The 24,159-nt window shown below is 68.2% G+C and carries 25 protein-coding genes; 7 read left to right on the forward strand and 18 right to left on the reverse strand.

Going from position 1 to position 24,159, the window contains the following annotated elements; all coding sequences use genetic code 11:
- Nucleotides 1-201: 201 nt before the first annotated feature.
- Nucleotides 202-615 (forward strand): hypothetical protein, encoded by a 414-nt coding sequence (locus ACZZZQ_RS03050; protein WP_463506862.1) that lies wholly within the window; start codon nt 202-204, stop codon nt 613-615.
- Between the two features lie 61 nt (nt 616-676).
- On the opposite strand, the gene guaB is transcribed toward ACZZZQ_RS03050, so the two are convergent.
- On the reverse strand, nt 677-2,179 hold the full coding sequence (gene guaB / locus ACZZZQ_RS03055) for an IMP dehydrogenase (protein WP_463506863.1): 1,503 nt from the start codon (nt 2,177-2,179) through the stop codon (nt 677-679).
- 300 nt (nt 2,180-2,479) lie between these two features.
- Between guaB and ACZZZQ_RS03060 the strand changes: the two genes are divergently transcribed.
- The 4 genes from ACZZZQ_RS03060 to ACZZZQ_RS03075 are packed head-to-tail and all read left to right on the forward strand — an operon-like array spanning nt 2,480 to nt 6,552.
- A complete protein-coding gene (locus ACZZZQ_RS03060; RefSeq protein WP_042539449.1) occupies nt 2,480-3,796 on the forward strand; it encodes a branched-chain amino acid ABC transporter permease in 1,317 nt (438 codons plus the stop codon).
- 5 nt (nt 3,797-3,801) lie between these two features.
- Nucleotides 3,802-4,779: a branched-chain amino acid ABC transporter permease gene (locus ACZZZQ_RS03065; RefSeq protein ID WP_053098957.1), complete on the forward strand. Its 978-nt coding sequence runs from the start codon at nt 3,802-3,804 to the stop codon at nt 4,777-4,779.
- Between the two features lie 46 nt (nt 4,780-4,825).
- On the forward strand, nt 4,826-5,791 hold the full coding sequence (locus tag ACZZZQ_RS03070) for an ABC transporter ATP-binding protein (protein WP_053099395.1): 966 nt from the start codon (nt 4,826-4,828) through the stop codon (nt 5,789-5,791).
- Nucleotides 5,788-6,552, forward strand: a complete 765-nt coding sequence (locus ACZZZQ_RS03075; RefSeq protein ID WP_053098956.1) for an ABC transporter ATP-binding protein — start codon at nt 5,788-5,790, stop codon at nt 6,550-6,552. The genes ACZZZQ_RS03070 and ACZZZQ_RS03075 overlap by 4 nt, the downstream gene beginning before the upstream one ends.
- Nucleotides 6,553-6,693: 141 nt before the next feature.
- Here ACZZZQ_RS03075 and ACZZZQ_RS03080 read toward each other — a convergent pair whose 3' ends face one another.
- From ACZZZQ_RS03080 to groES, 3 genes are all read right to left on the reverse strand, one after another.
- Complete coding sequence (locus tag ACZZZQ_RS03080; protein WP_053098955.1) at nt 6,694-7,971, reverse strand: ABC transporter substrate-binding protein; 1,278 nt, start codon at nt 7,969-7,971, stop codon at nt 6,694-6,696.
- 144 nt (nt 7,972-8,115) lie between these two features.
- Nucleotides 8,116-8,973, reverse strand: coding sequence for an EamA family transporter RarD (rarD, locus tag ACZZZQ_RS03085; protein ID WP_463506864.1), 858 nt, complete (start codon nt 8,971-8,973; stop codon nt 8,116-8,118).
- A 223-nt stretch (nt 8,974-9,196) separates the two neighbouring features.
- The gene (groES, locus tag ACZZZQ_RS03090) at nt 9,197-9,493 is read right to left on the reverse strand and encodes a co-chaperone GroES (protein ID WP_039394204.1); all 297 of its coding nucleotides are present in this window, start codon (nt 9,491-9,493) and stop codon (nt 9,197-9,199) included.
- 143 nt (nt 9,494-9,636) lie between these two features.
- On the opposite strand from groES, the gene ACZZZQ_RS03095 reads away from it, so the two are divergent.
- Nucleotides 9,637-10,845: a class I SAM-dependent methyltransferase gene (locus tag ACZZZQ_RS03095; protein WP_463506865.1), complete on the forward strand. Its 1,209-nt coding sequence runs from the start codon at nt 9,637-9,639 to the stop codon at nt 10,843-10,845.
- Nucleotides 10,846-10,859: 14 nt separating this feature from the next.
- Here the strand turns inward: ACZZZQ_RS03095 and ACZZZQ_RS03100 are convergent, their stop codons facing one another.
- The 11 genes from ACZZZQ_RS03100 to coaA all read right to left on the reverse strand — a co-directional run bounded on the left by ACZZZQ_RS03100 (nt 10,860) and on the right by coaA (nt 20,774).
- Nucleotides 10,860-12,083 carry a hypothetical protein gene (locus ACZZZQ_RS03100; RefSeq protein WP_463506866.1) on the reverse strand — a complete coding sequence of 408 codons (1,224 nt, stop codon included), beginning with the start codon at nt 12,081-12,083 and terminating at the stop codon, nt 10,860-10,862.
- Nucleotides 12,067-13,128, reverse strand: a complete 1,062-nt coding sequence (locus ACZZZQ_RS03105) for a hypothetical protein (RefSeq protein ID WP_463506867.1) — start codon at nt 13,126-13,128, stop codon at nt 12,067-12,069. Before ACZZZQ_RS03105 ends, ACZZZQ_RS03100 begins: the two co-directional genes overlap by 17 nt.
- A 3-nt stretch (nt 13,129-13,131) precedes the next feature.
- Nucleotides 13,132-13,644, reverse strand: coding sequence for a hypothetical protein (locus ACZZZQ_RS03110; protein ID WP_463506868.1), 513 nt, complete (start codon nt 13,642-13,644; stop codon nt 13,132-13,134).
- Nucleotides 13,644-14,714: a tRNA (adenosine(37)-N6)-threonylcarbamoyltransferase complex transferase subunit TsaD gene (gene tsaD, locus ACZZZQ_RS03115; protein ID WP_056277258.1), complete on the reverse strand. Its 1,071-nt coding sequence runs from the start codon at nt 14,712-14,714 to the stop codon at nt 13,644-13,646. The genes ACZZZQ_RS03110 and tsaD overlap by 1 nt, the downstream gene beginning before the upstream one ends.
- A complete protein-coding gene (rimI, locus tag ACZZZQ_RS03120; protein WP_053098948.1) occupies nt 14,711-15,217 on the reverse strand; it encodes a ribosomal protein S18-alanine N-acetyltransferase in 507 nt (168 codons plus the stop codon). The genes tsaD and rimI overlap by 4 nt, the downstream gene beginning before the upstream one ends.
- Nucleotides 15,214-15,837: a tRNA (adenosine(37)-N6)-threonylcarbamoyltransferase complex dimerization subunit type 1 TsaB gene (gene tsaB / locus ACZZZQ_RS03125; RefSeq protein WP_295104128.1), complete on the reverse strand. Its 624-nt coding sequence runs from the start codon at nt 15,835-15,837 to the stop codon at nt 15,214-15,216. Before tsaB ends, rimI begins: the two co-directional genes overlap by 4 nt.
- 20 nt (nt 15,838-15,857) lie before the next feature.
- The gene (tsaE, locus tag ACZZZQ_RS03130) at nt 15,858-16,355 is read right to left on the reverse strand and encodes a tRNA (adenosine(37)-N6)-threonylcarbamoyltransferase complex ATPase subunit type 1 TsaE (protein WP_463506869.1); all 498 of its coding nucleotides are present in this window, start codon (nt 16,353-16,355) and stop codon (nt 15,858-15,860) included.
- Nucleotides 16,352-17,458, reverse strand: coding sequence for an alanine racemase (gene alr, locus ACZZZQ_RS03135; RefSeq protein ID WP_072590842.1), 1,107 nt, complete (start codon nt 17,456-17,458; stop codon nt 16,352-16,354). Before alr ends, tsaE begins: the two co-directional genes overlap by 4 nt.
- Entirely contained in the window at nt 17,455-17,814 is a 360-nt protein-coding gene (locus ACZZZQ_RS03140; protein ID WP_056277247.1) for a holo-ACP synthase, read from the reverse strand. Before ACZZZQ_RS03140 ends, alr begins: the two co-directional genes overlap by 4 nt.
- A 111-nt stretch (nt 17,815-17,925) precedes the next feature.
- Nucleotides 17,926-19,773, reverse strand: coding sequence for a glutamine--fructose-6-phosphate transaminase (isomerizing) (gene glmS / locus ACZZZQ_RS03145; protein ID WP_053098943.1), 1,848 nt, complete (start codon nt 19,771-19,773; stop codon nt 17,926-17,928).
- A gap of 56 nt (nt 19,774-19,829) precedes the next feature.
- Nucleotides 19,830-20,774 (reverse strand): type I pantothenate kinase, encoded by a 945-nt coding sequence (gene coaA, locus ACZZZQ_RS03150; protein ID WP_053098942.1) that lies wholly within the window; start codon nt 20,772-20,774, stop codon nt 19,830-19,832.
- A 36-nt stretch (nt 20,775-20,810) separates the two neighbouring features.
- Here coaA and ACZZZQ_RS03155 point away from each other — a divergent pair, with 36 nt between their 5' ends.
- Nucleotides 20,811-21,755 carry a Ppx/GppA phosphatase family protein gene (locus ACZZZQ_RS03155; protein ID WP_053098941.1) on the forward strand — a complete coding sequence of 315 codons (945 nt, stop codon included), beginning with the start codon at nt 20,811-20,813 and terminating at the stop codon, nt 21,753-21,755.
- 34 nt (nt 21,756-21,789) lie between these two features.
- Here ACZZZQ_RS03155 and glmM read toward each other — a convergent pair whose 3' ends face one another.
- The 3 genes from glmM to rplM are packed head-to-tail and all read right to left on the reverse strand — an operon-like array spanning nt 21,790 to nt 24,122.
- The gene (gene glmM, locus ACZZZQ_RS03160) at nt 21,790-23,148 is read right to left on the reverse strand and encodes a phosphoglucosamine mutase (RefSeq protein ID WP_053098940.1); all 1,359 of its coding nucleotides are present in this window, start codon (nt 23,146-23,148) and stop codon (nt 21,790-21,792) included.
- Nucleotides 23,149-23,162: 14 nt separating this feature from the next.
- Nucleotides 23,163-23,648 (reverse strand): 30S ribosomal protein S9, encoded by a 486-nt coding sequence (gene rpsI / locus ACZZZQ_RS03165; RefSeq protein WP_042539158.1) that lies wholly within the window; start codon nt 23,646-23,648, stop codon nt 23,163-23,165.
- A 27-nt stretch (nt 23,649-23,675) separates the two neighbouring features.
- The gene (rplM, locus tag ACZZZQ_RS03170) at nt 23,676-24,122 is read right to left on the reverse strand and encodes a 50S ribosomal protein L13 (RefSeq protein WP_045253410.1); all 447 of its coding nucleotides are present in this window, start codon (nt 24,120-24,122) and stop codon (nt 23,676-23,678) included.
- Between the last annotated feature and the right edge of the window lie 37 nt (nt 24,123-24,159).

Here is a 24,159-nt window from a genome sequence, read left to right on the forward strand (position 1 = left end):
GGGGAAGTCCCCCTGCCGGTCAGCGGCCGGCGTGGCACTCCCTGCGCCCTTCGCGCCGGGAGCTCGAGGGGAAGTCGAGCGGGTGTCTCTAAATACTGGCATATCAACAGACCGCCGCGATGGCGGCCACGGCTGCTCCCTCAGTACTCTCGAGGATGAAAGCGGTCTGCGGACGGCCGCCCCTCTCGAAACGGAGCGACCATGACCGACTCGACGCGGCCCGAAGACCCGCAGTACAGCCCTCCCGCGTGGGACGGAGCGCGACCGGCGGATGCCGCCGTGGATCCTGCCGCCTACCCGATGGCCGGCCCGGGACAGCCCACGCCGTACACCTCCCCCGCCGGGCAGGGGCTGGCGGTCGCGGGACTCGTCCTGGCCTTCGTCATCGCTCCGCTCGGACTGATCCTGAGCATCGTCGCCGCCGTCAGGCTCGGCAAGGCCGGGGCACCGCGCGGCCTCGCCATCGCGGGAATCACGGTCGGCGCCGTCATCACCGTCATCTGGATCATCGGCATCATCGTGCTCGTGAGCGTCTTCGCGAACCTGTTCGCGATGTGCGCCGACCTCGGTCCGGGCGTGTGGCAGGTCGGCGGAGTCACCTACACCTGCAGCTGAGTTCGCGGCCGGACGAGAAAGGGGCCGGATGCGATCGCATCCGGCCCCTTCTCGATTCGTCTCAGCGCTTGTAGTTCGGCGCCTCGACCACGATCTGCACGTCGTGCGGGTGCGACTCCTTGAGACCCGCCGCGGTGATGCGCACGAACTTGCCGCGCTGCTTGAGCTCTTCGATGGTGCGGGCTCCGACGTAGAACATCGACTGCCGCAGTCCGCCGACCAGCTGATACGCGACGGCCGACACGGGGCCACGGTACGGCACCTGTCCCTCGATGCCCTCGGGGATCAGCTTGTCGTCGCTGGGCACGTCGGCCTGGAAGTAGCGGTCCTTCGAGTACGAGGTCTGCTTGCCGCGGGTCTGCATGGCCCCGAGGGAGCCCATGCCGCGGTACTGCTTGAACTGCTTGCCCGACTGGAAGACGATCTCGCCCGGCGACTCGTCGGTGCCGGCGAGCAGCGAGCCGAGCATCACGGCGTCAGCACCCGCGACGAGCGCCTTGGCGATGTCGCCGGAGTACTGCAGACCACCGTCGGCGATCACAGGGACGCCGGCCGGACGTGCGGCGAGCGACGCCTCGTAGACGGCCGTGACCTGGGGCACGCCGACGCCGGCGACGACGCGCGTCGTGCAGATGGAGCCTGGCCCCACGCCCACCTTGACCGCGTCGACACCTGCGTCGATGAGCGCCTGAGCGCCCTCGCGGGTGGCGACGTTGCCGCCGATGACGTCGATGTGCGCGAAGCTCTCGTCCGCCTTGAGCCGCGTGACGAGGTCGATCACGCCCTGTGACTGGCCGTTGGCCGTGTCGACGACGAGGACGTCGACTCCGGCGTCACGCAGCGCCTCTGCGCGCTCCCAGGCATCGCCGAAGAAGCCGATGGCCGCGCCGACACGCAGACGACCCTGGTCGTCCTTCGTGGCGAGCGGATACTTCTCGCTCTTGTCGAAGTCCTTGATGGTGATGAGACCGGCCAGCTGGCCGTCCTCATCGATGAGGGGCAGCTTCTCGACACGGTGATGCGCGAACAGGGCGATGACCTCGCCGGCGGCGACGCCCACCGGTGCGGTGACGAGACCCTCCGACGTCATGACGTCCTTCACGAAGGTGGTCTGACGCTCGAAGCCCGAGACGAAGCGCATGTCGCGGTTGGTGATGATGCCGACGAGGCGGCCGTCGGGGTCGACGACCGGCAGACCGGAGATGCGGTACTTGGCGCAGAGCGCGTCGACCTCTTCCACGGTCGCGTCGGGCGACGTCGTGATCGGGTCGGTGATCATGCCCGACTCGCTGCGCTTGACGCGGTCGACGTGGGCCGCCTGATCGGCGATGGAGAGGTTGCGGTGCAGGATGCCGATGCCGCCCTCTCGCGCCATCGCGATGGCCATGCGGGACTCGGTAACTGTGTCCATGGCGCTGGAGAGCAGCGGAGTCGCGACCGAGATACGGCGAGTGATCCGCGACGAGGTGTCTGCCTCGCTGGGGATGACGTCGGTGTGCCCGGGAAGGAGCAGCACATCGTCGTACGTGAGTCCGACGAAGCCGAAGGGGTCGTGCTGGTCCATGGATAGTCCTCCTGCGGGCGCGATCTGGGGCGAGGGTGTACCAATTCTAAGTGCGGAGCGGCTGAGGAAATTCCCTGCGCCCGCTGACATCGCGCGCAGGACGCCCCGGATGACCTATCGGTATTTCGCAACTTCGTGATGGGATCGTTCTCACCGTGAGCAGATCGTGCCTTGGTCGAAACAGAGCCGACACATTACGCTCATACCGTCGTACATCAGGGCCGATGAACAACTCCGTCATGGCCTGTGTACTGGGCTGGAGGTTCTGTGCGTCCGACGATCTCGGCGAATCGAAGCGGAATGCGGTGGGTCATCATCCTGCTCGCGTCGCTCCTCGCCATCGCTTTCCTGTGGTTGCAGCCTCCGGCTGCGGCTTCCGCCGAAGAAACGGACGACGGCCAGGAGATCACAGACTTCTACTTCGCCGGTGTCATCACCTTCGATGACGACCCCGTCGAAGGCGTCGTGATGACGATCGAGGGCGGCGGCTTCGAAGGCGAGACTGAGACCGACGCCGAGGGCAAGTGGCGCCTGTACGTGCCCGAGAAGGACACGTACACGCTCACCGTCGACGAGGAGACCCTCCCCGACGGCGTGATCGTCGATGCAGCGCAGCTGCCCGAGGGCACCCAGCCCATCGCGGGCACGACGGCGTCGTTCGAGGTCGAGTTCGGCCTGACCGGCACGAAGATCCTCAACCTCTTCCTCGGTGAGGGCGAGAGGATGACGACGTCCTTCATCGACCAGCTCCTCTCACGTCTCGTGGGCGGCCTGAACTTCGGTCTGCTGCTGGCGCTGGCCTCCATGGGCGCGGCGCTCATCTACGGCACGACGCGGCTGTCGAACTTCGCTCACGCCGAGATGGTCACGTGGGGCGGCCTCGTCGCCCTCGTGACGACGAGCTTCTGGCATCTGCCGCTGTGGCTCGGCATCATCGCCGCCGTGATCGGGGGCGGTCTCTTCGGCTGGGCCCTGGATGCCGGCATCTGGCGTCCGCTGCGACGACGAGGCCTCGGTGTCGTGCAGCTGATGATCGTCAGCATCGGTCTGTCTCTCGCCCTGCGCTATGCGTTCCAGTACATGATCGGTGGTGGCACTCGCCAGCTCCCCGGGGCCAGCCCCGAGCCGTTCCGGTTCGGTCCGATCTCGCTGTCCTACATCGACCTGATCGGCATCGTGGTCAGCATCGTCGTGATCGTGGGCGTCGCGTTCTTCCTCACCCGCACCCGCATCGGCAAGGCGACCCGCGCCATCTCCGACAACCCGCAGCTCGCCGCAGCATCCGGCATCGACGTCGACAAGGTCGTGCGCTACGTCTGGATCCTGTCCGGCACGCTCGCCGCCATCTCCGGCATCCTCTGGGCCTACTTCCGCCCCGGCGTGAAGTGGGACATGGGCATGCAGATGCTGTTGCTCATCTTCGCCGCCATCACCCTCGGCGGGCTCGGCACGGCGTTCGGTGCGCTCGTCGGCTCCCTCATCGTCGGCATCGCGGTCGAGGTCTCCACCCTCTGGATCCCCTCGGATCTGAAGTATGCGAGCGCCCTGGTCGTGCTCATCGTGATCCTCCTCGTCAGACCGCAGGGCCTGCTGGGACGCAGGGAAAGGTTGGGCTGATCGCCATGGACTTCGGAAGCATCTTCTCGAACACAGCCGTCTATCTGTTCAGCCCCGTCACCCTCGCCTACGCGCTGGCGGCGACCGGTCTGGCCGTGCACTTCGGCTATGCGGGCCTGCTCAACTTCGGCATGGCCGCCTTCATGGCGGTCGGCGGATACGGATACGCGATCTCCGTGCTGACCTTCGGGCTCCCCTGGTGGGTCGGCATGCTCATCGGTCTCCTCGGGGGCGCGTTCTTCGCAGTCCTCCTCGGCATCCCGACGCTGCGGCTCCGTGCCGACTATCTCGCCATCGCGACGATCGCCGCGGGTGAGATCGTACGACTGCTCTTCACCACCCAGATCTTCGACGAGTACACCAACTCGGCCGACGGTCTCGCGCAGTTCAACGGCGGGTTCCGCGACGCCAATCCGTTCCCGCCGGGCACCTACGGCTTCGGACCGTGGACCTACAGCGCGAACGACCTGTGGAACCGGGTGTTCGGACTCATCGTGCTGCTCGTCGCGATCCTGCTGGTCTGGTCGCTCATGCGCAGCCCGTGGGGGCGCGTCCTCAAGGGAATCCGCGAGGATGAGGATGCCGTGCGCTCGCTCGGCAAGAACGTCTTCGCGTACAAGATGCAGGCGCTCGTCGTCGGTGGCGTGATCGGCGCAGCCGGAGGAATCGTCTTCGTCCTCCCCTCGGCTGTCGTGCCGGGCAGCTACACGACCTCGCTCACGTTCTTCCTGTGGACGATCCTGCTGCTGGGCGGCGCGGCCACCGTGTTCGGCCCGACACTCGGGGCCATCCTCTTCTGGGTCGTCTTCGCTTTCATGGCGAACCTGCTCCCGGCGATGGCGCGGTCCGGAATCCTGCCCATGTCCGACAGCCAGGCCTCGACCCTGGTGTTCATCTTCGTCGGCATCGCCCTGATGCTGCTCGTGATCTTCCGACCTCAGGGCATCCTCGGAGACAAGAGGGAGATGACCTTTGTCAAATGAACTGACCCCCGACGAGAGCGCCCAGACGGCGCCCGCGACCGGCAGCATCCGCCGACCGAAGACCACCGGGCTCGCCAAGGGCCCTGCGGCCCCCGGCGTGCCGAAGGTCGATCCCATCCTGATCGCGGATGCCGTGCAGCGGCGCTTCGGCGGTCTGACGGCCGTCGACGTCGACCACGTCGAGATCCCTCGCGGCGCCATCACCGCTCTGATCGGCCCGAACGGAGCAGGGAAGACGACCCTGTTCAACCTGCTCTGCGGTTTCGACAAGCCGAACAGCGGGACCTGGTCGTTCGACGGCACGAGCCTCTCGGGCGTTCCCTCCTTCAAGGTGGCGCGCATGGGACAGGTGCGCACGTTCCAGCTGACCAAGTCGCTGTCGCTGCTCACCGTGCTCGAGAACATGAAGCTCGGTGCTCCGGGACAGCGCGGCGAGGGCTTCTGGTCGAGCCTGTTCCCGTTCCTGTGGCGCAAGCAGGATCAGGAGATCGAGGTCAAGGCCCGCGAGCTGCTGGCCCGCTTCAAGCTCGACGCCAAGGAGAAGGACTTCGCCGCGGCGCTCTCGGGCGGCCAGCGCAAGCTCCTCGAGATGGCGCGAGCCCTCATGAGCGATCCGACCCTGGTGATGCTCGACGAGCCGATGGCCGGCGTCAATCCGGCGCTGACCCAGTCGCTCCTCGATCACATCCTCGACCTCAAGGGCCTGGGCATGACGGTGCTGTTCGTCGAGCACGACATGCACATGGTCCGCCACATCGCCGACTGGGTCGTGGTCATGGCCGAGGGCAAGGTCGTCGCCGAGGGCCCGCCCGACGAGGTCATGGAGGACCCGGCCGTGGTCGACGCCTATCTCGGCGCCCACCAGGACCTCGATCTCGGTGCCGTGACCGGTCGCATCCCCGTGATCGAGAACGCCACCGCCGCCAAGCTCCGCGAGCAGATCGAAGCAGAAGCCGAGGCGGAGCTCGAAGCGACGAGCACGCCGGATCACGACCAGAAGGACAACGCATGAGCGCCGAGACCTCCGCTGCGGCACCGCGAACGGACGACATCGTCGTCGAGCTGAAGGACGTGCACGCCGGCTACCTGCCCGGTGTGAACATCCTCAACGGCGCCAACCTCGTCGCCCGACAGGGCGAGCTGATCGGCATCATCGGCCCCAACGGCGCCGGCAAGTCGACCCTGCTGAAGGCGATCTTCGGGATGGTGAACGTCCGCAGCGGCGAGATCACCGTGAACGGAGAGAGCATCATCGGGTTGAAGGCCGACAAGCTCGTCAAGCGGGGCGTCGCCTTCGTGCCGCAGACGAACAATGTGTTCCCCTCGCTCTCGATCGAGGAGAACCTGCAGATGGGGCTGTATCAGAACCCCAAGATCTACGCCGAGCGCCTCGAGTTCGTCACCGGCATCTTCGCCGAACTCGGCAAGCGCCTCAAGCAGCGCGCCGGGTCGCTCTCGGGCGGCGAGCGGCAGATGGTGGCGATGTCGAGGGCACTCATGATGGACCCGTCGGTGCTGCTTCTCGACGAGCCCTCCGCCGGCCTCTCCCCCGTGCGTCAGGACGATGCGTTCATCCGCGTCTCCGACATCAACAAGGCGGGCGTGACGACGATCATGGTCGAGCAGAACGCGCGGCGCTGCCTGCAGATCTGCGACCGCGGCTACGTGCTCGACCAGGGCAAGGACGCGTACGAGGGCACCGGACGCGACCTGCTGAACGATCCGAAGGTCATCGGCCTCTACCTCGGAACTCTCGGCACCGACGCCGCCTGAGGGCTCCCACGACAGAGGGGCGGATGCGACTCGCATCCGCCCCTCTTCTGTCCCCCCGCGCAGCTCCGGACACGCGGCCGCAGCTCGGGGCACGCACACGACGAAGGCCCCGGATCGAGGATCCGGGGCCTTCGCTCGTGATCAGTTGGTGCGGGAGATCAGGTTGTCGGCGCCGTACTCGTACGTGCCGATCGATGCACCCTGCGGGTCGCCGTTCTCATCGAACGTGATCTCGCCGGAGTAGCCGTCGTAGTCGGCGGTTCCACCGTCGTTGATGATCGCCGCGCAGTCCTCGAAGCTGGTGCACTTCTCACCGTCTCCGCTGCCGCCCGAGACCTCGGCCATCTTCGCAGCGATGTCCGCGCCCTCGGTCGAACCGGCGGCGAGAGACGCGAGTGCGACGAGCACGACCGCGTCGTAGGCCTCGGCTGCGTAGGTGAAGTCGTTGACCTCGGGGTTGCCCTCACCGGTCCAGAACGTCTGCAGACGGTCGGTGAAGTCGTCCTCGAGCGCCGGTCCCGGCTTCGTGCCCTGTGCGCCCTCGAGCGAGAACGGGAAGTTCGTGTCGGGCGAGGAGCCGTAGTCCGACAGGTTTCCGTCGACGAGGTAGAACTTGTCGGGCGAGATGCCGGCGTTGACCAGCAGCGGGGCGATGGTCTTGAACTGGTCGAACGACACGATCGCGACGGCGTCGGGGTTCTGAGCCTTGATCGTCTCGACCTGTGCGTCGAACTGACCGTCACCGACGTTGTACGACGCGTCAGCGACGACCTCGCCACCCGCGTTCTCGAACGTCGACTTGATGTTGTCGAACAGTCCGGTTCCGTAGGCGTCGTTCTGGTAGATCACGCCGAGGGTCTTGTGTCCGTCTTCGGCGATCAGGTTGCCGAGGACCTCACCCTGCAGAAGGTCGCTGGGCGCGGTGCGGAAGTAGAGACCGTTGTCGTCCCAGTCGGTGAAGTCCGGGCCGGTGTTCGAGGCCGAGATCTGCAGGATGCCGGCGCTGACGTTTCCGTCGAGGATCAGGCGTGAGACGCCCGACGCCGCGGCGCCGACGATGGCGGTGACGCCCGCGCCCTGGAGCTTGCTGATCGACGTCTCGTAGGCCTTGGTGTCGGTGTCGCCTTCGTCCTCAGCCGTCAGGTTGATCGTGACGCCGGCAGCAGCATCGTTGACCTCCTTGACCGCGAGGCCGACGCCGGATTCCATGGGCGGGCCGAGGAACGACAGCGAACCGGTCTGCGGCAGCAGCGAGCCGAGCTCGAGCGTGAGGTCGGCCGACGATCCGCCGCCGCCACCACCGTCGGACGGCTCCTCAGAGGGCGTGCCGCTGCAGCCCGCGACGACGATCGCCGAGACGCTCAGCAGCGCGACTCCGGCGAGAATCTTGGCGCTGCGCGAGCGCGTGAATGAGGTCATGATGCTCCCTTGCGTGACTGGCCGTGGATTGTGACCACGGTCGGGTGCTCTAACACTAGGACTGAAAGGCTTCGCGTAGGGGTCGCCGATGTTTCGGTGCGTTAACGATCCGACACCGAGTTTCCGGACGGGTGAACCGGGAGTTCAGACGAGTGTCGGCTGATCGATCCGGCGTCCGCGACGCGCGGCGAGCAGCAGGTCGATCAGGAACACGAGGATCGCGACCCAGACGATGATGAAGCCCGCCCACCGCTCGGGCGGCATCGGCTCGCCGAGCACGACCGCGCCGATGATGAACTGCATGACGGGGGTGACGAACTGGATCATCCCGATGACGGTGAGGTTGATGCGCCGGGTGCCCGCGGCGAAGAGCAGCAGGGGCACCGCCGTGGCCACACCGGCGAATGCGAGAAGCACCGCATGCCACACACCCTGGGAGCCCATCGTGATCCCGGCGGGGGTGGCGGCGACGAGGATCAGCTGCACGATGGCGATCGGGATCAGCCAGAACGACTCGAGCGTGAGTCCGCTGACCGCATCGACCGCGGGGCCGATCTTCTTCTTGATGAGTCCGTAGACTCCGAACGAAGCCGTCAGCGAGAGGGCGATCCACGGGAACTCGCCGTAGAAGAGGACGATCACGATCACGGCGACCGCCGCGATGCCGATCGCCGCCCACTGGAGCCTGCGGATGCGCTCCTTGAGCACGAACACCCCGAGCAGCACGGTGGTGATCGGGTTGATGAAGTACCCGAGGCTGGTCTCCACGATGTTCCCGGAGAGGGTTCCGATGAGGAACACCTGCCAGTTGACGTAGATCAGGACACCCGCCAGAGCCGTCCATCCCAGCAGCCTCGGCTGCCGGACGATGACGCCGAAGGCGGCCCAGCCGCGCATCACGGTGAGGAGGAGCAGGCAGAAGACGAACGACAGCAGCACGCGCCACGCGACGACCTCCCACGGACCGGTGGGCACGAGCAGCAGGAAGTAGAGGGGCAGCACGCCCCAGAGCAGATACGCTCCCCCGCGTACGCGACTCCCGCCGTCTGAGTGGCTCGGGAGGCGGCGTTCGTCGGGGTCACCGCACAACCCTATGCCCGTCGCCGCGCCGCCTCCGACCCACGAGACCCGCCATCCGGACATTGGCAGGAATCGATGCACCGGTGGCCGAACACGCAGGAAGGCCCGGATGCGTGATGCATCCGGGCCTTCCGAAGACGTTGTCTCAGCGGACGACGACTGCGAGCACGTCGCGAGCCGACAGGACGAGGTACTCGTCTGCGCCGAACTTCACCTCGGTGCCGCCGTACTTGCTGTAGAGCACACGGTCGCCCACGGCGACGTCGAGCGGAACGCGGTTGCCGTTGTCATCGATGCGGCCGGGGCCCACGGCCACGACCTCGCCCTCCTGGGGCTTCTCCTTGGCGGTGTCGGGGATGACCAGGCCACTCGCGGTGGTCTGCTCGGCCTCGACCTGCTTGATGACGATGCGGTCCTCGAGCGGCTTGATGGAAACCGACACGGTCTACCTCTTCTTTCTTGACGCTGACAGGAAGACTTTTCGCACTCTCAACCCGAGAGTGCTAATCCAGTCTAGGCGTTCCGCTGGCACTCACGCAATGCGAGTGCCAATGCGGCGAACAGCCCGCCGCCTAAGCTGGGGCAGTGGAGATCTCCGAGCTGCGCGCACTGCTCACCCCCGAGGGCCTGAAGGCGCTGGACGAACTCGGCCCCGTCGACGAGGTCGCCGACGTCGCTCGGATCGTATCCCGGCTGCGTGCGGCCGGCCACTCGCCCGAGCTCGTCTCGGCCGTGGTCGGACAGGCACGACTTCGCACCAAGGCGAAAGGCAAGTTCGGCGACTTCGCGGCCCGGATGCTGTTCACCCGGGCCGGACTCGAGCAGGCGACACGGCTGGGCGTGGCCGCCCGGCATGCCCAGCGGATGCGCCGCGCCGGCATCACTCGCGTCGCGGATCTCGGCTGCGGCATCGGCGGGGATTCTCTTGCGTTCGCCGGTGCAGGGCTCGACGTCGTCGCCGTCGACGCCGACGAGGTGACCTCGGCGATCGCGGCGTACAACCTGGCGCCTCTCGGAGACAGCGCGAGGGTGATCCACGGCACGGCCGAGGCGCACGTGCCCGTCGAGGGCGACGAGAACCAGGCGATCTGGATGGATCCGGCCCGCCGCACCGCCGGGCACAGCGAGACGCGCCGGGTCTCGTCCGATGACTACTCTCCGCCGCTGGACTGGGCCTTCGACGTGGCCTCACGCACATCGACGGGCATCAAGCTCGGTCCCGGTCACGACCGCGATTCGCTTCCCGTCGACGCCGAGGCGCAGTGGGTGAGCGCAGACGGCAGCGTGGTCGAGCTCGTGCTCTGGACGCGCGCACTCGCCCGCGACGGCATCCGCCGTTCCGCCCTCGTGATCCGCGGCGAGCGCTCACATGAACTCACCGCAGGCGCCGACGCCGTCGACGAGCCCGTGCGCGAACTCGGCGCGTTCCTGCACGAGCCGGACGGGGCGGTGATCCGGGCGCGTCTGATCGGCGATGTCGCGCGCAGCCTCGACGCGGGAATGCTCGACGAGCGCATCGCGTATCTCACCTCCGACGCCGCGGTCACCAGTCCGTTCGTGCAGTCGTTCCGGGTGCGCGAGACGATGCCGGCGAACCCGAAGGCGATCAGCGCAGTCCTCAAGGCGAACGACATCGGATCCCTCGAGATCAAGAAGCGCGGCATGGACATCGACCCCGCGGCCTTCCGCAAGAAGCTGGCGCTGCGGGGCGAGCAGACCGCGACGCTGATCCTCACTCGCGTGGGTGATCAGCGACGAGCGATCCTCGCCGATCGGGTGCCGGCAGCGGGCTGACGTCTCCCCGGCGCCTAGCCCTCGGAGTCGTCGGACGGGATGTCGACCTGGATCGGATCCTGGTATTCGCCGCCGAGCGCGAGTGTCTCACCGGGCCTCACCGTCTGCTCAGCCGTCGCCGTCGTGCTGTCTCCGGACACCACGAGGTAGGGCATGCCGTTCGACGTGTACGCGAGACGCACGCTCCAGTCGGAGATCATCCCTCCGGCCTCGTCCACGATGGTTCCGGCGACCTCGATGACGTCCGCCGACGATTGTCCCTCGCTCGCCGGGCGGCATTCGACGGCCTGGACGGCATCGACGATGAGGCAGTCCTGGATGTCGTCGCTCTCGACGCGCTGTGCGCGCCAGACCGGCGCATCGCGGAAGTACCCGACGACCGAGAAGGAGAACTCTTCGAAACCCTCCTCGACCAGCTGCTCGGCGCGTTCCCGCTCGTCGCCCTGGAACTGCGACAGCCAGGAGTTCTCGTCCGAACGCCATCGCTGGATGATGCCGACGACCTCCCCGTTCATCGCTCGCGCGGCGGACGCCCAGATCTCCTCGAGGCCCTCGTCCCCCTCCCCCGGCACCGCGACGCTCGCGTTCAGGCCGATGCCGTTCCCGTTGTCGAGATCGGACGCGGGCTGGCACTGATCCGCCGACTTGTCGGCGGCGTCGAGCGTCAGGCACACCGTCTCGCCGTCGTCCTTCGTCGCGTACCAGACGAGGGCGTCCTCGTCCTGTCCGATCGCGCGCAGACTGCCCGGGTCGAACCCGCCCGCGGCCTGCAATTCCGCACGCCGCTCCTGCTGCGCGGAAGTCAACGCGACGGCATCGCCGGAACGCCCGAAGAGCGCCCAGCCGGTGCCGAGACCGATCACGAGCAGAAGTGCGGATGCCGCGGCGACCGCCTTCCAGTGCTGACGGAATGCGGCGCGGAGGCCTCCGGTCTCGGCAGACCGGCGTCCGTCGTCCGCGTGTTCGTCGGGAGCGCTGGGGGAAGCGTCGGCGACGGGTGCCTGACCGTCACGGAACGGCTTCTCCGACGTCGGCGGCTCGTGGGCCGGTCCCTGCCCGACCGGCGCGTCGACCCGGTCGCGCGGGCCAGGGTCGACCCGGTCAGGCCTGCCAGGCTCGCCGCGCAGCGATTCGAGCTCTCTCAGCCTCGCCGCCTCGGCCTCGGTCAGGCCGCCGTCGCGGCCGTACGCTTTGACCTGCAGTGCGCGCAGCTCAGCAGAGTCACTCTCCTGCAGCATCGTCGCCCTCCCAGCCCTTCGTCACGGTCAGGTACTGCTGACCGTAGCCGAACCGGTACTCGTAGCGGGTCGTCTTCCCCTCACCCACGACGTCGAGCACGAGCGTCCTGTCCGCGTCGGCGAGCATGATGCTGTCATCGCAGGCCATCGGAGGGTCGGGCATCGACCCGTCGTAGACGAGACAGTACCTCTGCGTGGACATGTCGATCCCCGTCCAGATCGGCACATCATCGTCGTAGCCGGCGACCAGGATCGTCCGCCGGTCCAGTCCCGTCCGCTCGGCGAGGGCGGTCGCCGCCTCCGCCTCGTCGGGGCTGGCGAACATCGCCGTGGACTGCGGCGAGGTGATGTAGCTGCGGGTGACGACCGCCGGCTCGCCGGCCGGCGTGAGGAACATCTGCGCCTCGACGTCGTAAGCCTGACTCTGGCTCACAGGTTTCGTGAGAGTGGCATTCACGCCCTGGACCACGGCCTGCTCCCGCGTCGTGCACGCGGGAGCCGTCGCGTCCTCGTGTCCGAGCACCAGGCACACGTCAGCGCTCTCGTTCTTCGTCGCGAACCAGATCACGACGCCTTCTTCCTCCGCCATGGCCCGCACCGACCCCGGGTCGAAGTCCCCCGATGCGACGATCGCGCTCTGCCACTCCTCCTGCTGGGCGCTGAGCTGCATCGGCGCGGGACCCCGGTCGGTGAAGAGAAGCCAGCCCAGCGCGAGGCCGATGACCGCGAAGGCCGTGGCGACCGCGACCGCGAGACGCCGATGGTGTCGCAGCGCGATGAGCGGGGACTCGCCCTGGCGCTCGACGTCCACGACCGGGTCGGCAGGTGACGCGCTCCCCTCCTCCTCGGCAACGCCCCGCGGAGCCTGCGCAGGGTCCGGCGCACGCGTCTCCGGACTTCTCGTCGCCGGCGGCCCCGCCAGACGCGTCTTCGCGGATTCCAGCTCACGCAGCCGCGCTGCATCCGCCGCGCTCAACGCCCCCGCACGGCCGTACGCCCGCGCCTGGAGCGCGCGCAGCTCGACGGATCGGTCCGCGTCGAGCATCGGCTATCCGAGTCTCTCGAACTGCATCCCGGCCCAGACGAGCCAGCCGAGGCTGTAGACGGTCGCACACAGACCGAGAACGAGCGCCCAACGAGCGATGGCGCGGCTCTCGACCGGTCGGCGCAGCGACATGATCGACGCGATCACGGCGACGATGGCGATCGGGATGCCCCAGCCGACGAAGAACGACGCGGCCAAGGCGACGACCGCCGCCATCAGCGCCCAGGGAGCGAGGCGGGTGTCGTCCACGGCGGACGTGCCCGTCGCCGGCTCCCAGTCGCTCTCCCGACCGATGTCCTCGGCGACTGGCCCCGTGACGACCACCGGCTCGACTCCGACCGGGCCGGTGGGGAGCTTCGTGTATCCCTCGCGGCGCGACCCGGGTATGCGTGCCGACCCCGCCGGATGCTCGACCTCGCCGCTCGGGCGCTCGATCTTGGTCGGCGGCACCGCGGCACTCGAGGCGGGCCCCGGTTCTGCACCCGCCCTATCCGGAGTGCGAGGCACGTCGCTCATCACATCACCGCGACGCGCTCGTCGACCTGGATCTCGGTGACGGGAAGCGTCGAGTCGGCTCCGAACGCCAGCGTCGACGGGCGACGGCCGGACGCGATGAGCTCCGCGGCCAGCGCCGCGATCATCGCGCCGTTGTCGGTGCACAGCGACAACGGCGGGATGCGCACCGTCACGCCGGCCTTCTCCGCCCTCGCGAGGGCGACCTCGCGTAGTCGTCGGTTGGCGATCACTCCTCCACCGAGCAGCAGGCGGGGCACGCCGAGGTCTGCGCACGCGGCGAGCGCCTTCGTCACGAGCACATCGACGACCGCCTCACGGAAGCTCGCGGCGACGTCGGCGACGGGCACGGGAACGCCGTCTGCCTCGCAGCGCTCGACCCAGCGCGCGACAGCGGTCTTGAGCCCGGAGAAGGAGAAGTCGTAACGGTGCTTCGCGAGGTCGGAGGCGCGCGAAAGCCCTCGAGGGAAGCGGATCGCGTTCGGATCTCCGTCGAGTGCCGCTCGATCGATCTCGGGTCCGCCGGGGTACGGCAGCGACAGCAGTCGGGCGACCTTGTCGAACGCCTCCCCCGCGGCATCGTCCATGGTCTCGCCCAGCATCTCGACGTCGGTCGTGAGATCGCGCACGTGCAGCAGCGAGGTGTGCCCGCCCGATACCAGCAGCGCGATCGTCGGGTACTCCAATGGCTCGGAGTCGGGAGTCAGGATGTCGGCGGCGATGTGTCCGACCAGGTGATTGACCGCGTACAGCGGCTTGTCGAGCGACACCGCCAGCCCCTTGGCGGCGCCGACGCCGACCATGAGCGCTCCCGCGAGGCCGGGTCCACTCGTGACGGCTACCGCGTCGAGGTCGCCGAGCCGCACGCCGGCCTCGGCCAGGGCGGCATCGATCGAGGGTTGCAGGGCCTCGAGATGGGCGCGGGCGGCGACCTCGGGAACCACTCCGCCGTAGCGGGCGTGCTCGTCCATGCTCGACGCGATCGTGTTCGAGAGCAGCGTGCGTCCGCGGACGATCCCGATGCCGGTCTCGTCGCAGCTCGTCTCGATGCCCAGCACCAGCGGCTCGGTCATGAGGTCGCCTCCTTCGCGGCATCCGACGCCGTCTCATCTCGATGCTCGGAGCGCGGATGCTGCAGGGCGAGGCGCATCACGATCGCGTCGACGTCGTCGGGCTGGTAGTAGCGGGGGCGACGTCCGATCTCCTCGAACCCCTCCGAGCGGTACAGCCCCTCGGCACCGGGGTTGTCTGCCCGCACCTCGAGGAAGACCTCTCTGGCTCCGCGTTCCACCGCGGCATCGAGAAGGGACCGCAGAAGCGCCCGGCCACGACCGCGACCGCGGTGCTCGACGTCGAACGCGATGGTCTGGATGTCGGCGTCACTCGACCCCTGCAGTGCACGGACTCCGCCGTAGCCGATGATCGCGCCGTCCTGCTCGTCGACCAGATAGCGTCCGTGCGGGCTCGCGAGCTCCAGGGCCATCGCCTCCGAGCTCCACGCGTCGGTGGGGAACGAGCGGTGCTCTATCGCCATGATGGCGTCGAGATCGTCGGGCGTCGCGTCGCGCAGGGTCATGACCCCACCTTCTTGGGCGCTCCCGGCACGGTGACGTCGGGCTGACGCAGATAGATCGGCTCGGTGCCCGCGAGTGTGCGCCCGGCAGCCAACGCCCTCGCGCCCACGCGAGCCAGATCGACGCCGGACAGCGTCTCCACATCGATACGACGGATCCCCTGGAGGTGCTCGTCGGCGTCGACCCGTGCGACCAGCACGGTGTCCGTGATGACGTGCGGGATGCCGTCGGCATCCGTTCCGTCGAAGACGGTGATGGCGACCTCTCGGCGGCGGGCGTCCGTCACGATGGCGAACGGCCCGGTCACGGCGTGATGCTCGACGGCCGTGAGCGCTGCGGCGAAGTGGCTCGGCACGGGGACGACGGGGATGCCACGCCCCAGCGCGAACGTGCGTGCCGTCGCGATGCCGATGCGGAGTCCGGTGAACGGCCCCGGGCCCATACCGGCCACCACATGATCGATCGGGCCTGATCCGGGCGCGTCGAGGGCCCGCACGAGAAGCTCGCCGATGACCTCCGCGTGACGGAGCGGATCGGCGGCCGAGGCATCTGACAGACGCGTGCCGTCGTCGTCGATGAGGGCGACGGCGGTGCCCAGGGAGGTGTCGACGGCGAGGATCACCTCTCCAGGGTAGTCGTCGTTCAGCCGGTGATCGCTGAGCGTCCGCCACGCGTGATCGACACGTGCCGCGGTGCGTCGGCGTCGAGCTCCGAGGGGTCGAGCTCGTCGTCACCGCCGACGGGACGCTCCAGCTCGATGTCCCACCAGGTCCCGGCCAGGTCCTCGGCCATCCCGCGTCCCCACTCGATCACCACGACCGATCGTGCGAGGTCGAGGTCGAGATCGTCGAGCTCTGCCCCTGAGCCGAGCCGGTAGGCGTCGACGTGCACGAGCGGCGCGCGTCCGACGAGCGAGGGGTGCGTGCGGGCGATCACGAAGGTGGGGCTCTGCACGGGGCCGCGTACGCCCAGACCCTCCGCGAGTCCGCGGGTGAACGTCGTCTTGCCTGCGCCGAGCGGGCCGGTGAGGATCAGCAGGTCGCCCGCTTCGAGCTGCTCGCCGATACGGAAGCCGAGCTGCTCCATCGCGTCCGAGGTCTCGATCTCGCGGCGCCCCAGGAAGGACGGGTCGACGCTCATGCCGACCGCCGGGGAACACGGGCGCCGATGCGCGTCACGATCTCGTAGTCGATGGTCGATGCGGCGTTCGCCCACTCCGATGCCGAGGGCACGCCGAGCGTCGGGTCGCCGAACAGCACGACCTCGTCGCCGATCGACACCGGGGCGTCCCCGACGTCCACGACGAACTGGTCCATGGCGATGCGGCCGACGTTCGTGTATCGGCGCCCGGCGATCGATACGGGCAGGCGCCCGGATGCGTGGCGCGGCACGCCGTCGGCGTATCCCAGCGGGACGAGCACCAGCGTCGTGTCGCGGGAGGTGCGGTGGTCGTATCCGTACGACACCCCGGCGCCGGCCGGCACGCGGCGGACGGCGGCGATCGCCCCCCGCAGCGTCATGGCCGGGCGAAGCCCCAGCTCCGCAGAAGAGCGGTCATCGAACGGCGAGAGGCCGTAGATACCGATGCCGATGCGCACGGCATCCAGACGCATCTCCGGCAGGTCGATCGCGGCCGCTGTCGCCGCGATGTGCCGGATCTCGGGATGGATGCCGAACGACGCCGCCGCCGTGACCGCCTCCTCGAACTTCGCGAGTGCCTCACGGTCGTCCTGAGGCGACGTGTTCGAGAGGTGGCTGAAGAGCCCGACGATGCGCAACCGCCCGATGCGTTCGAGGCGCGCGGCTTCGGCGAGCACACGACGCCAGTCCGCCGGGGCGATGCCGTTGCGCGACAGCCCGGTCTCGAACTTGAGGTGCACGCCGACCGGGCGGTCGACCGAGGCGACCGCCCCCGCCGCTTCGAGCTGGTCGAACGACGAGATTCCCACCTCGATGTCGTGCGCCGCAGCCTGGTCGAAACGCTCGCCCGGCGCGTGCAGCCAGGCGACGATCGGAGCGGTGATGCCCTGACGACGGAGTTCGAGCGCCTCAGGGATCTCGGCGACCCCCAGACGAGTGGCACCCCCGGCGAGGGCGGCGACGGCAGCCGCGGCAGCCCCGTGGCCGTAGGCGTTCGCCTTCACGACGGCGATGACCTGCACGCCGGTGAGTCTGCGGAAATGGCGGACGTTGTCGCTGATGGCATCCAGCTCGATGCGGGCTTCGCGGAACGGAACGGTCACAGCGGCTCTCCTTCGGCGACCACGAACGCTGCGGCGAGCCCCGCGTCATGGGTGAGGGTCAGGTGCAGTCGGGTGATCCCGCGCTCTGCGACGACGTCGGCGGTGGAACCGGAGAGCACGAAATGCGGGCGGCCGGATGCCTCGGAGGCGATCTCGATCTCGATCCAGTGCACGCCGTCAGAGCCGCCGAGCGTCTTGATCAGCGCTTCCTTCGCGGCATAGCGCGCGGCGAGCGACGGCAGCCGGAGACCCCGCTCCCCCGGCGCGAACAGCCGCTCCAGAAGCCGCGGCGTGCGCTCCATCGTCCGCTCGAACCGCGGGATGTCCACGAGGTCGATGCCGGTCCCGATGATCACCAGTTCAGCCTAGTCGCGGCATCCCGAATCGGTCGGCCCAGCCTCTGCACGGCGCCCGTGCCCCGGATGGGTGACGTGTCTCGATGAGCGGCCACTGGAGGCCGACGACGCTTACTCGACGGTGACGGACTTGGCGAGGTTGCGCGGCTGGTCGACGTCGAGCCCCTTGGCCGTGGCGAGCGCCATCGCGAAGATCTGCAGCGGGACGACAGCGAGCAGCGGCTCGAACATCGCGCCGGCGAGCGGGATGCGGATGACCTCGTCGGCGAACGGCAGCACGGCCGCATCGCCCTCTTCCGCCACCACGATCACCCGAGCTCCGCGAGCGCGGATCTCCTGGATGTTCGAGACGACCTTGGAGTGGACCACAGCCGAGTGTCGAGGCGACGGCACCAGCACGAAGACGGGCTGTCCGGGCTCGATCAGTGCGATCGGGCCGTGCTTCAGCTCGCCGGCGGCGAAGCCCTCCGCGTGGATGTACGAGATCTCCTTGAGCTTCAGCGCGCCTTCGAGTGCGATCGGGAAGCCCACGTGGCGACCGAGGAACAGCACCGAACGAGTGTCGGCCATCCAGCTCGCGAGCTGGGTGACATGCTCCTGCTCGCTCTCGAGGACCTTGGCGATCTTCTCGGGAAGTGCGGTGAGCTCGGCGACGTCGACCGACGCATCCTGGACGGAGCCGCGCACGCGCCCCACGTGCAGGCCGAGCAGCAGCAGAGCGGTGATCTGCGCCGAGAAGGCTTTCGTCGACGCCACTGCGACCTCGGGCCCGGCGTGGGTGTAGACCACCGCATCGGACTCGCGAGGGATCGTCGCACCCTGCGTGTTGCAGATGGAGAGGGTGCGCGCGCCGCGCTCCCTCGCGTACTTGACGGCCATCAACGTGTCCATCGTCTCGCCGGACTGGCTGATCGAGATCACGAGGGTGTCGTCGCCGATCACCGGGTCGCGGTAGCGGAACTCGTGCGCCAGCTCGACGTCGACGGGGACCCGCGCCCACTGCTCGATCGCGTACTTGCCGACGAGCGCCGAGTACGCGGCCGTACCGCAGGCGGTGATGATGATGCGGTTGATGCCGAGGAACAGGTCGTCGAGCCCGTCGAGCTCGGGGATCACGACCTGGTCGCCCTGGATGCGGCCACGGATCGTGTTGGCGACCGCCTCGGGCTGCTCGGCGACCTCCTTGGCCATGAAGCTCGACCAGCCGCCCTTCTCGGCGGCGGCGGCGTCCCACGAGACGTCGAACGGCTCGGCCTCGACAGGCGTGCCGGCGAAGTCGGTGACGGTGACGGCGTCCGGGGTGATCGAGACGATCTGGTCTTGGCCGATGGCCAGTGCCTTGCGGGTGTGCTCGATGAACGCGGCGACGTCGGAACCGAGGAAGTTCTCACCCTCGCCGAGGCCGATCACCAGGGGCGAGTTGCGGCGAGCGCCCACGACCAGGCCCGGGTGGTCCTGATGCATCGCGAGCAGGGTGAAAGCGCCCTCGAGGCGGTTGACGACGGCGCGGAACGCGCCCTGCAGGTCTCCGCCGTTGTTGCGGTACTCGCGGCCGAGCAGCGCGGCAGCGACCTCGGTGTCGGTCTCGCTGCGGAAGCTGACGCCATCGGCGAGCAGCTCGTCGCGGAGCGAGGCGAAGTTCTCGATGATGCCGTTGTGGATCACGGCGAGCTTGTCGTCATCGGCGAGATGCGGGTGCGCATTCTCGTCGGTGGGCCCACCGTGGGTGGCCCAGCGGGTGTGCCCGATGCCCGTGTTGCCGTCCGACAGCTCGGCATCCTTCAGCGAATCGCGCAGCATGGCGAGCTTTCCCGCCTTCTTGCGCATCCCGAGGGAACCGTCGCCGTCGATGACGGCGACACCCGCGGAGTCATACCCGCGGTACTCGAGACGGGCGAGGCCTGCGAGCAGGATGTCCTGGCTGGGCCGCGGGCCCACGTATCCGACGATTCCACACATGTCGTCAAGAGTAAGGCGGGCTTTTTGCGAAGGTTCCGAACGAAATAGCCGACCGGTCAGAGCTTCCGCAGGAGCACGCTCTCGACGCTGTGGTCGACGCCCTTGTTGAGCACGAGACGCGCGCGATGCTTGGTCGGCATCACGTTCTCGACCAGGTTCGGCATGTTGATCTCGTTCCAATAGCCGAGAGCCGTCGTGATCGCCTCGTCATCGGTCAGGTGGGCGAAGACGTTGAAGTAGGACGAGGGATTCGAGAACGCGCCCTGGCGCAGTGCGAGGAACCGATCGACGTACCACTTCTCGATGTGCGAGGTGTCGGCGTCGACGAAGATCGAGAAGTCGAAGAGGTCGCTGACGGCCACGTCATTGGGGGCGGGCGGCGGCTGGAGGACGTTCAGGCCCTCGACGATCACGACGTCGGGGCGACGGACGACCACATGGGCGTCGGGGACGATGTCGTAGCGCATGTGCGAGTAGAACGGCGCCCGCACCTCTGCCGCACCGCTCTTCACCTCGGTGAGGAACTCGAGCAGCGCTCTCCGGTCGTAGGACTCCGGAAAACCCTTTCGCTCCATCAGCCCCCTGCGCTCGAGCTCGGCATTCGAATACAGGAACCCGTCCGTCGTCACGAGCTCGACGCGAGGGGTGCCCGGCCAGCGGCTCATCAGCTCGCGCAGCAGACGGGCGATCGTCGACTTTCCGACGGCGACGGAGCCGGCGACGCCGACCACGAACGGGGTCGTGGAATCGTCCTCCTGAAGGAACGAGCTGGTCGCGGCACCCAGACGCTTGGTGGCCGTCGCGTAGAGGCTCAGCAGTCGACTGAGCGGCAGATAGACCTCGCGCACCTCGGCGAGGTCGAGCCGGTCGCCGATGCCCCGGAGTTCGACGACCTCGGTCTCGGTGAGCGGCTGGTCGAGTCCCGCCGCCAATCGCGCCCATTCATCGCGCCCGATCTCGCGATACGGAGACAGCGGCAGCGTGGGGTCGGCGGTGGTCACGGATACATCGTAACGGCGCACGAGTAGTCTCTATCCGTGCGCCTGGGAGTACTCGACATCGGTTCCAACACCGTCCACATGCTCGCCGCCGACGTCCGCCCCGGCGGCAGGCCGCTGGCGACCACCAGCGATCGCACCGTCCTGCGCCTGATGCGCTACCTCACGGATGACGGATCGATCTCGGAAGAGGGGGTGCGCGCCCTCGAAGCGGCCGTGGCCCAAGCGCGCGCGGTCGCGGAAGCCGAGCGGGTCGATGAGCTGCTCGCCACCGCGACGAGTGCGGTGCGCGACGCCCGGAACGGCGCCGACGTGATCGCCCGCATCGAAGCCGCCCTCGGCCAGCCTCTGCAGGTGCTCGATGGAGAGACCGAGGCCGAACTCACCTTCCTCGCCGTTCGGCGCTGGTTCGGCTGGTCGGCCGGCCAGCTCCTTCTCCTCGACATCGGCGGCGGATCGCTCGAGGTCGCGGCGGGCGGTGACGAGCTTCCCGACGCCGCGGCATCCGTCCCACTCGGAGCCGGTCGGATGACCGTGCAGTTCCTTCCGCAGGACCCGCCGGGCGAAGACGACGTCGAGCGGCTTCGCGAGCACGCGAGCGCCACCCTTGCCGAGGTGCTTCCCCGATTCACCGCGCTCCCGCGGCCCGATCACGTCGTCGGCTCCTCGAAGGCGATCCGGTCTCTGGCTCGACTGGCCGGCTATCCGGTTCCCGGATGGTCGGGGATCCAGCGCATGGTGCTGCCGCGAGCAGCGCTGGGATCGTGGATCCCTCGACTCGCTCGCCTGCCCGCATCCGCGCGGCAGGAGCTGCCCGGGATCACGGCGGATCGCACGTTCCAGATCGTCGCCGCCGCCGTATCGCTGCACACGGCAATGACGGCGCTCGACGTCGACGAGCTCGAAGTATCGCCGTGGGCGCTGCGCGAGGGCGTGCTGCTGAGATACATCGAGCAGTTGAACTGGAGCGCGCCGCGCGACTGACCAGGGGTCGGTGCCGCACGGCGCGCTCGACGGTTCAGAGGGAGAGGCGCTCCCGCACCACATCGACGAGGCGGTCCGCGTACGACTGCGCGGATTCCGCATCCGGTGCCTCGACCATGACTCGGACGAGCGCCTCGGTGCCCGACTTGCGCAGGAGCACCCGGCCCGTCTCGCCGAGTTCGGCTGCGACCTCGCGAACGGCCTGCTGCACGACGGCATCGGACTCGAGCGCGTCCTTGTCGACGTCGCGGACGTTGATCAGCACCTGCGGGTAGACGGTCATCACGCTCGCGAGCTCGGCGATCGTCTTGTTCTGGCGCGCCATCTCGGCGACGAGGTGGAGCCCTGTGAGCAGACCGTCACCGGTGGTCGCGAACTCGCTCATGATGACGTGTCCGGACTGCTCTCCGCCCAGGGCGTAGCCGCCCCGGTTCATGTCCTCGAGGACGTAGCGGTCGCCCACCGCGGTCTGTCGAACCGTGATCCCCTGCTCGCGCATGGCGATGTGCAGACCCAGATTGCTCATCACGGTGGCGACGAGGGTGTCGTCGGTGAGGTGACCGCGTTCCTTCATCGCGACCGCGAGGATCGCCATGATCTGATCACCGTCGATGACGTTGCCCTGAGCGTCGACAGCCAGGCATCGATCGGCATCGCCGTCATGCGCGATCCCGATGTCGGCACCGAGACGGACGACAGCCTCGGCGAGCTGGTCGAGGTGCGTCGAACCGACGCCGTCGTTGATGTTCCAGCCGTCCGGATCGGCACCGATCACGGTGACATCGGCCCCGGCATCGCGGAAGGTCTCCGGCGAGACGCCGGATGCGGCGCCGTGGGCGCAGTCGAGAACGACCTTGATGCCGTTGAGCCGGTTCGGCAGCGAGCCGAGCAGGTGGACGACGTAGCGGTCTTCGGCGTCGGAGAATCGGATGATCCTGCCCACGCCGGCACCGGTCGGACGCAGCTTCTCGCCGGCCATGGCCTCTTCGATCCGCTGCTCGACGACATCGGGCAGCTTCACGCCGCCGCGGGCGAAGATCTTGATCCCGTTGTCGGGTGCCGCGTTGTGCGAGGCCGAGATCATCACACCGAAGTCGGCGTCGCGGTCGGCGACGAGGAACGCGAGAGCCGGCGTCGGGATCACTCCGGCCTCGAGCACGTCGACGCCGGAGGATGCGAGTCCTGCGGAGACGGCAGCGGTCAGGAAGTGACCGGAGACGCGGGGGTCGCGGGCCACGACTGCAGTGAGTCGCTTGCCTTCGGCTTTACGAGCCTCCGCAGTACGGCCCTGGCCCAGGACGACAGCAGTCGCCTGGGCCAGGGTGAGCGCGAGGTCGGCGGTGAGGATGCCATTGGCAAGCCCTCGCACGCCGTCCGTGCCAAAGATCGGCATCGGAGCGGTGGACCTTAACGCTTCGAGTACTGAGGCGCCTTGCGGGCCTTCTTGAGTCCAGCCTTCTTGCGCTCCTTGACGCGAGCGTCGCGCGACAGGAAGCCGGCCTTCTTCAGGGTCGGACGGTTGTTCTCCTCGTCGATGCCGTTGAGCGAACGAGCGATGCCGAGACGCAGTGCACCGGCCTGGCCCGAGGGGCCACCGCCCGAGATGCGCGCGATGACGTCGTAGCCGCCGGCGAGGTTGAGGATGGTGAACGGGTCGTTGATCAGCTGCTGGTGCAGCTTGTTCGGGAAGTAGTCCTCGAGCGTGCGGCCGTTGACCGTGATCGTTCCCGAGCCGGGGACGAGACGCACGCGGGCGATGGCCTGCTTGCGACGGCCGACAGCGGCACCCGGGACGCTCAGCACGGGGCGGGGAGCCGCCTCGACTGCGTCGGTCTCGGGAGTCGACGTCGAGAAGTTCTGGGGGTTTTCGGTGGTGTCCTGGATGTCAGCCACGAGTATGTCCTTAAGTCTTTACGGCGCTTACTGGGCGACCTGGTCGAGGGTGTACGTCTTCGGCTGCTGAGCGGCGTGCGGGTGCTCTCCACCGACGTAGACCTTGAGCTTCGACAGCTGCTGACGGCCGATGCTGTTCTTGGGGAGCATGCCACGGATGGCCTTCTCGACAGCACGGACCGGGTTCTTCTCCATGAGCTCGGCGTAGGTGACCGACTTCAGGCCGCCCGGGTAACCCGAGTGGCGGTAGGCCAGCTTCTTCTGGAGCTTCTGACCGGTGAGCGCGACCTTGTCGGCGTTCACGATGATGACGAAGTCACCCGAGTCGATGTGGTTGGCGAAGGTGGGCTTGTGCTTGCCACGCAGGAGCGTAGCGGCGTGCGAGGCCAGACGGCCGAGAACGACGTCAGTGGCGTCGATGACGACCCAGTCACGCTGGACCTCGCCGGCCTTAGGGGTGTAAGTGCGCGTCACGATAGTGCTGCTTTCTTGTTCGAACGGAGAAGTTCGT

It is taken from the genome of Microbacterium sp. AC132 (assembly GCF_979258525.1).

Excerpts from the sequence above, each read along its gene's own strand:
- ACZZZQ_RS03050 (WP_463506862.1), top strand. The coding sequence starts at position 202 with ATGACCGACTCGACGCGGCCCGAAGACCCGCAGTACAGCCCTCCCGCG.
- guaB (WP_463506863.1), bottom strand. The coding sequence starts at position 2,179 with ATGGACCAGCACGACCCCTTCGGCTTCGTCGGACTCACGTACGACGAT.
- ACZZZQ_RS03060 (WP_042539449.1), top strand. The coding sequence starts at position 2,480 with ATGCGGTGGGTCATCATCCTGCTCGCGTCGCTCCTCGCCATCGCTTTC.
- ACZZZQ_RS03065 (WP_053098957.1), top strand. The coding sequence starts at position 3,802 with ATGGACTTCGGAAGCATCTTCTCGAACACAGCCGTCTATCTGTTCAGC.
- ACZZZQ_RS03075 (WP_053098956.1), top strand. The coding sequence starts at position 5,788 with ATGAGCGCCGAGACCTCCGCTGCGGCACCGCGAACGGACGACATCGTC.
- ACZZZQ_RS03080 (WP_053098955.1), bottom strand. The coding sequence starts at position 7,971 with ATGACCTCATTCACGCGCTCGCGCAGCGCCAAGATTCTCGCCGGAGTC.
- ACZZZQ_RS03100 (WP_463506866.1), bottom strand. The coding sequence starts at position 12,083 with ATGCTGCAGGAGAGTGACTCTGCTGAGCTGCGCGCACTGCAGGTCAAA.
- ACZZZQ_RS03105 (WP_463506867.1), bottom strand. The coding sequence starts at position 13,128 with ATGCTCGACGCGGACCGATCCGTCGAGCTGCGCGCGCTCCAGGCGCGG.
- ACZZZQ_RS03110 (WP_463506868.1), bottom strand. The coding sequence starts at position 13,644 with ATGAGCGACGTGCCTCGCACTCCGGATAGGGCGGGTGCAGAACCGGGG.
- tsaD (WP_056277258.1), bottom strand. The coding sequence starts at position 14,714 with ATGACCGAGCCGCTGGTGCTGGGCATCGAGACGAGCTGCGACGAGACC.
- rimI (WP_053098948.1), bottom strand. The coding sequence starts at position 15,217 with ATGACCCTGCGCGACGCGACGCCCGACGATCTCGACGCCATCATGGCG.
- tsaE (WP_463506869.1), bottom strand. The coding sequence starts at position 16,355 with ATGAGCGTCGACCCGTCCTTCCTGGGGCGCCGCGAGATCGAGACCTCG.
- glmS (WP_053098943.1), bottom strand. The coding sequence starts at position 19,773 with ATGTGTGGAATCGTCGGATACGTGGGCCCGCGGCCCAGCCAGGACATC.
- glmM (WP_053098940.1), bottom strand. The coding sequence starts at position 23,148 with ATGCCGATCTTTGGCACGGACGGCGTGCGAGGGCTTGCCAATGGCATC.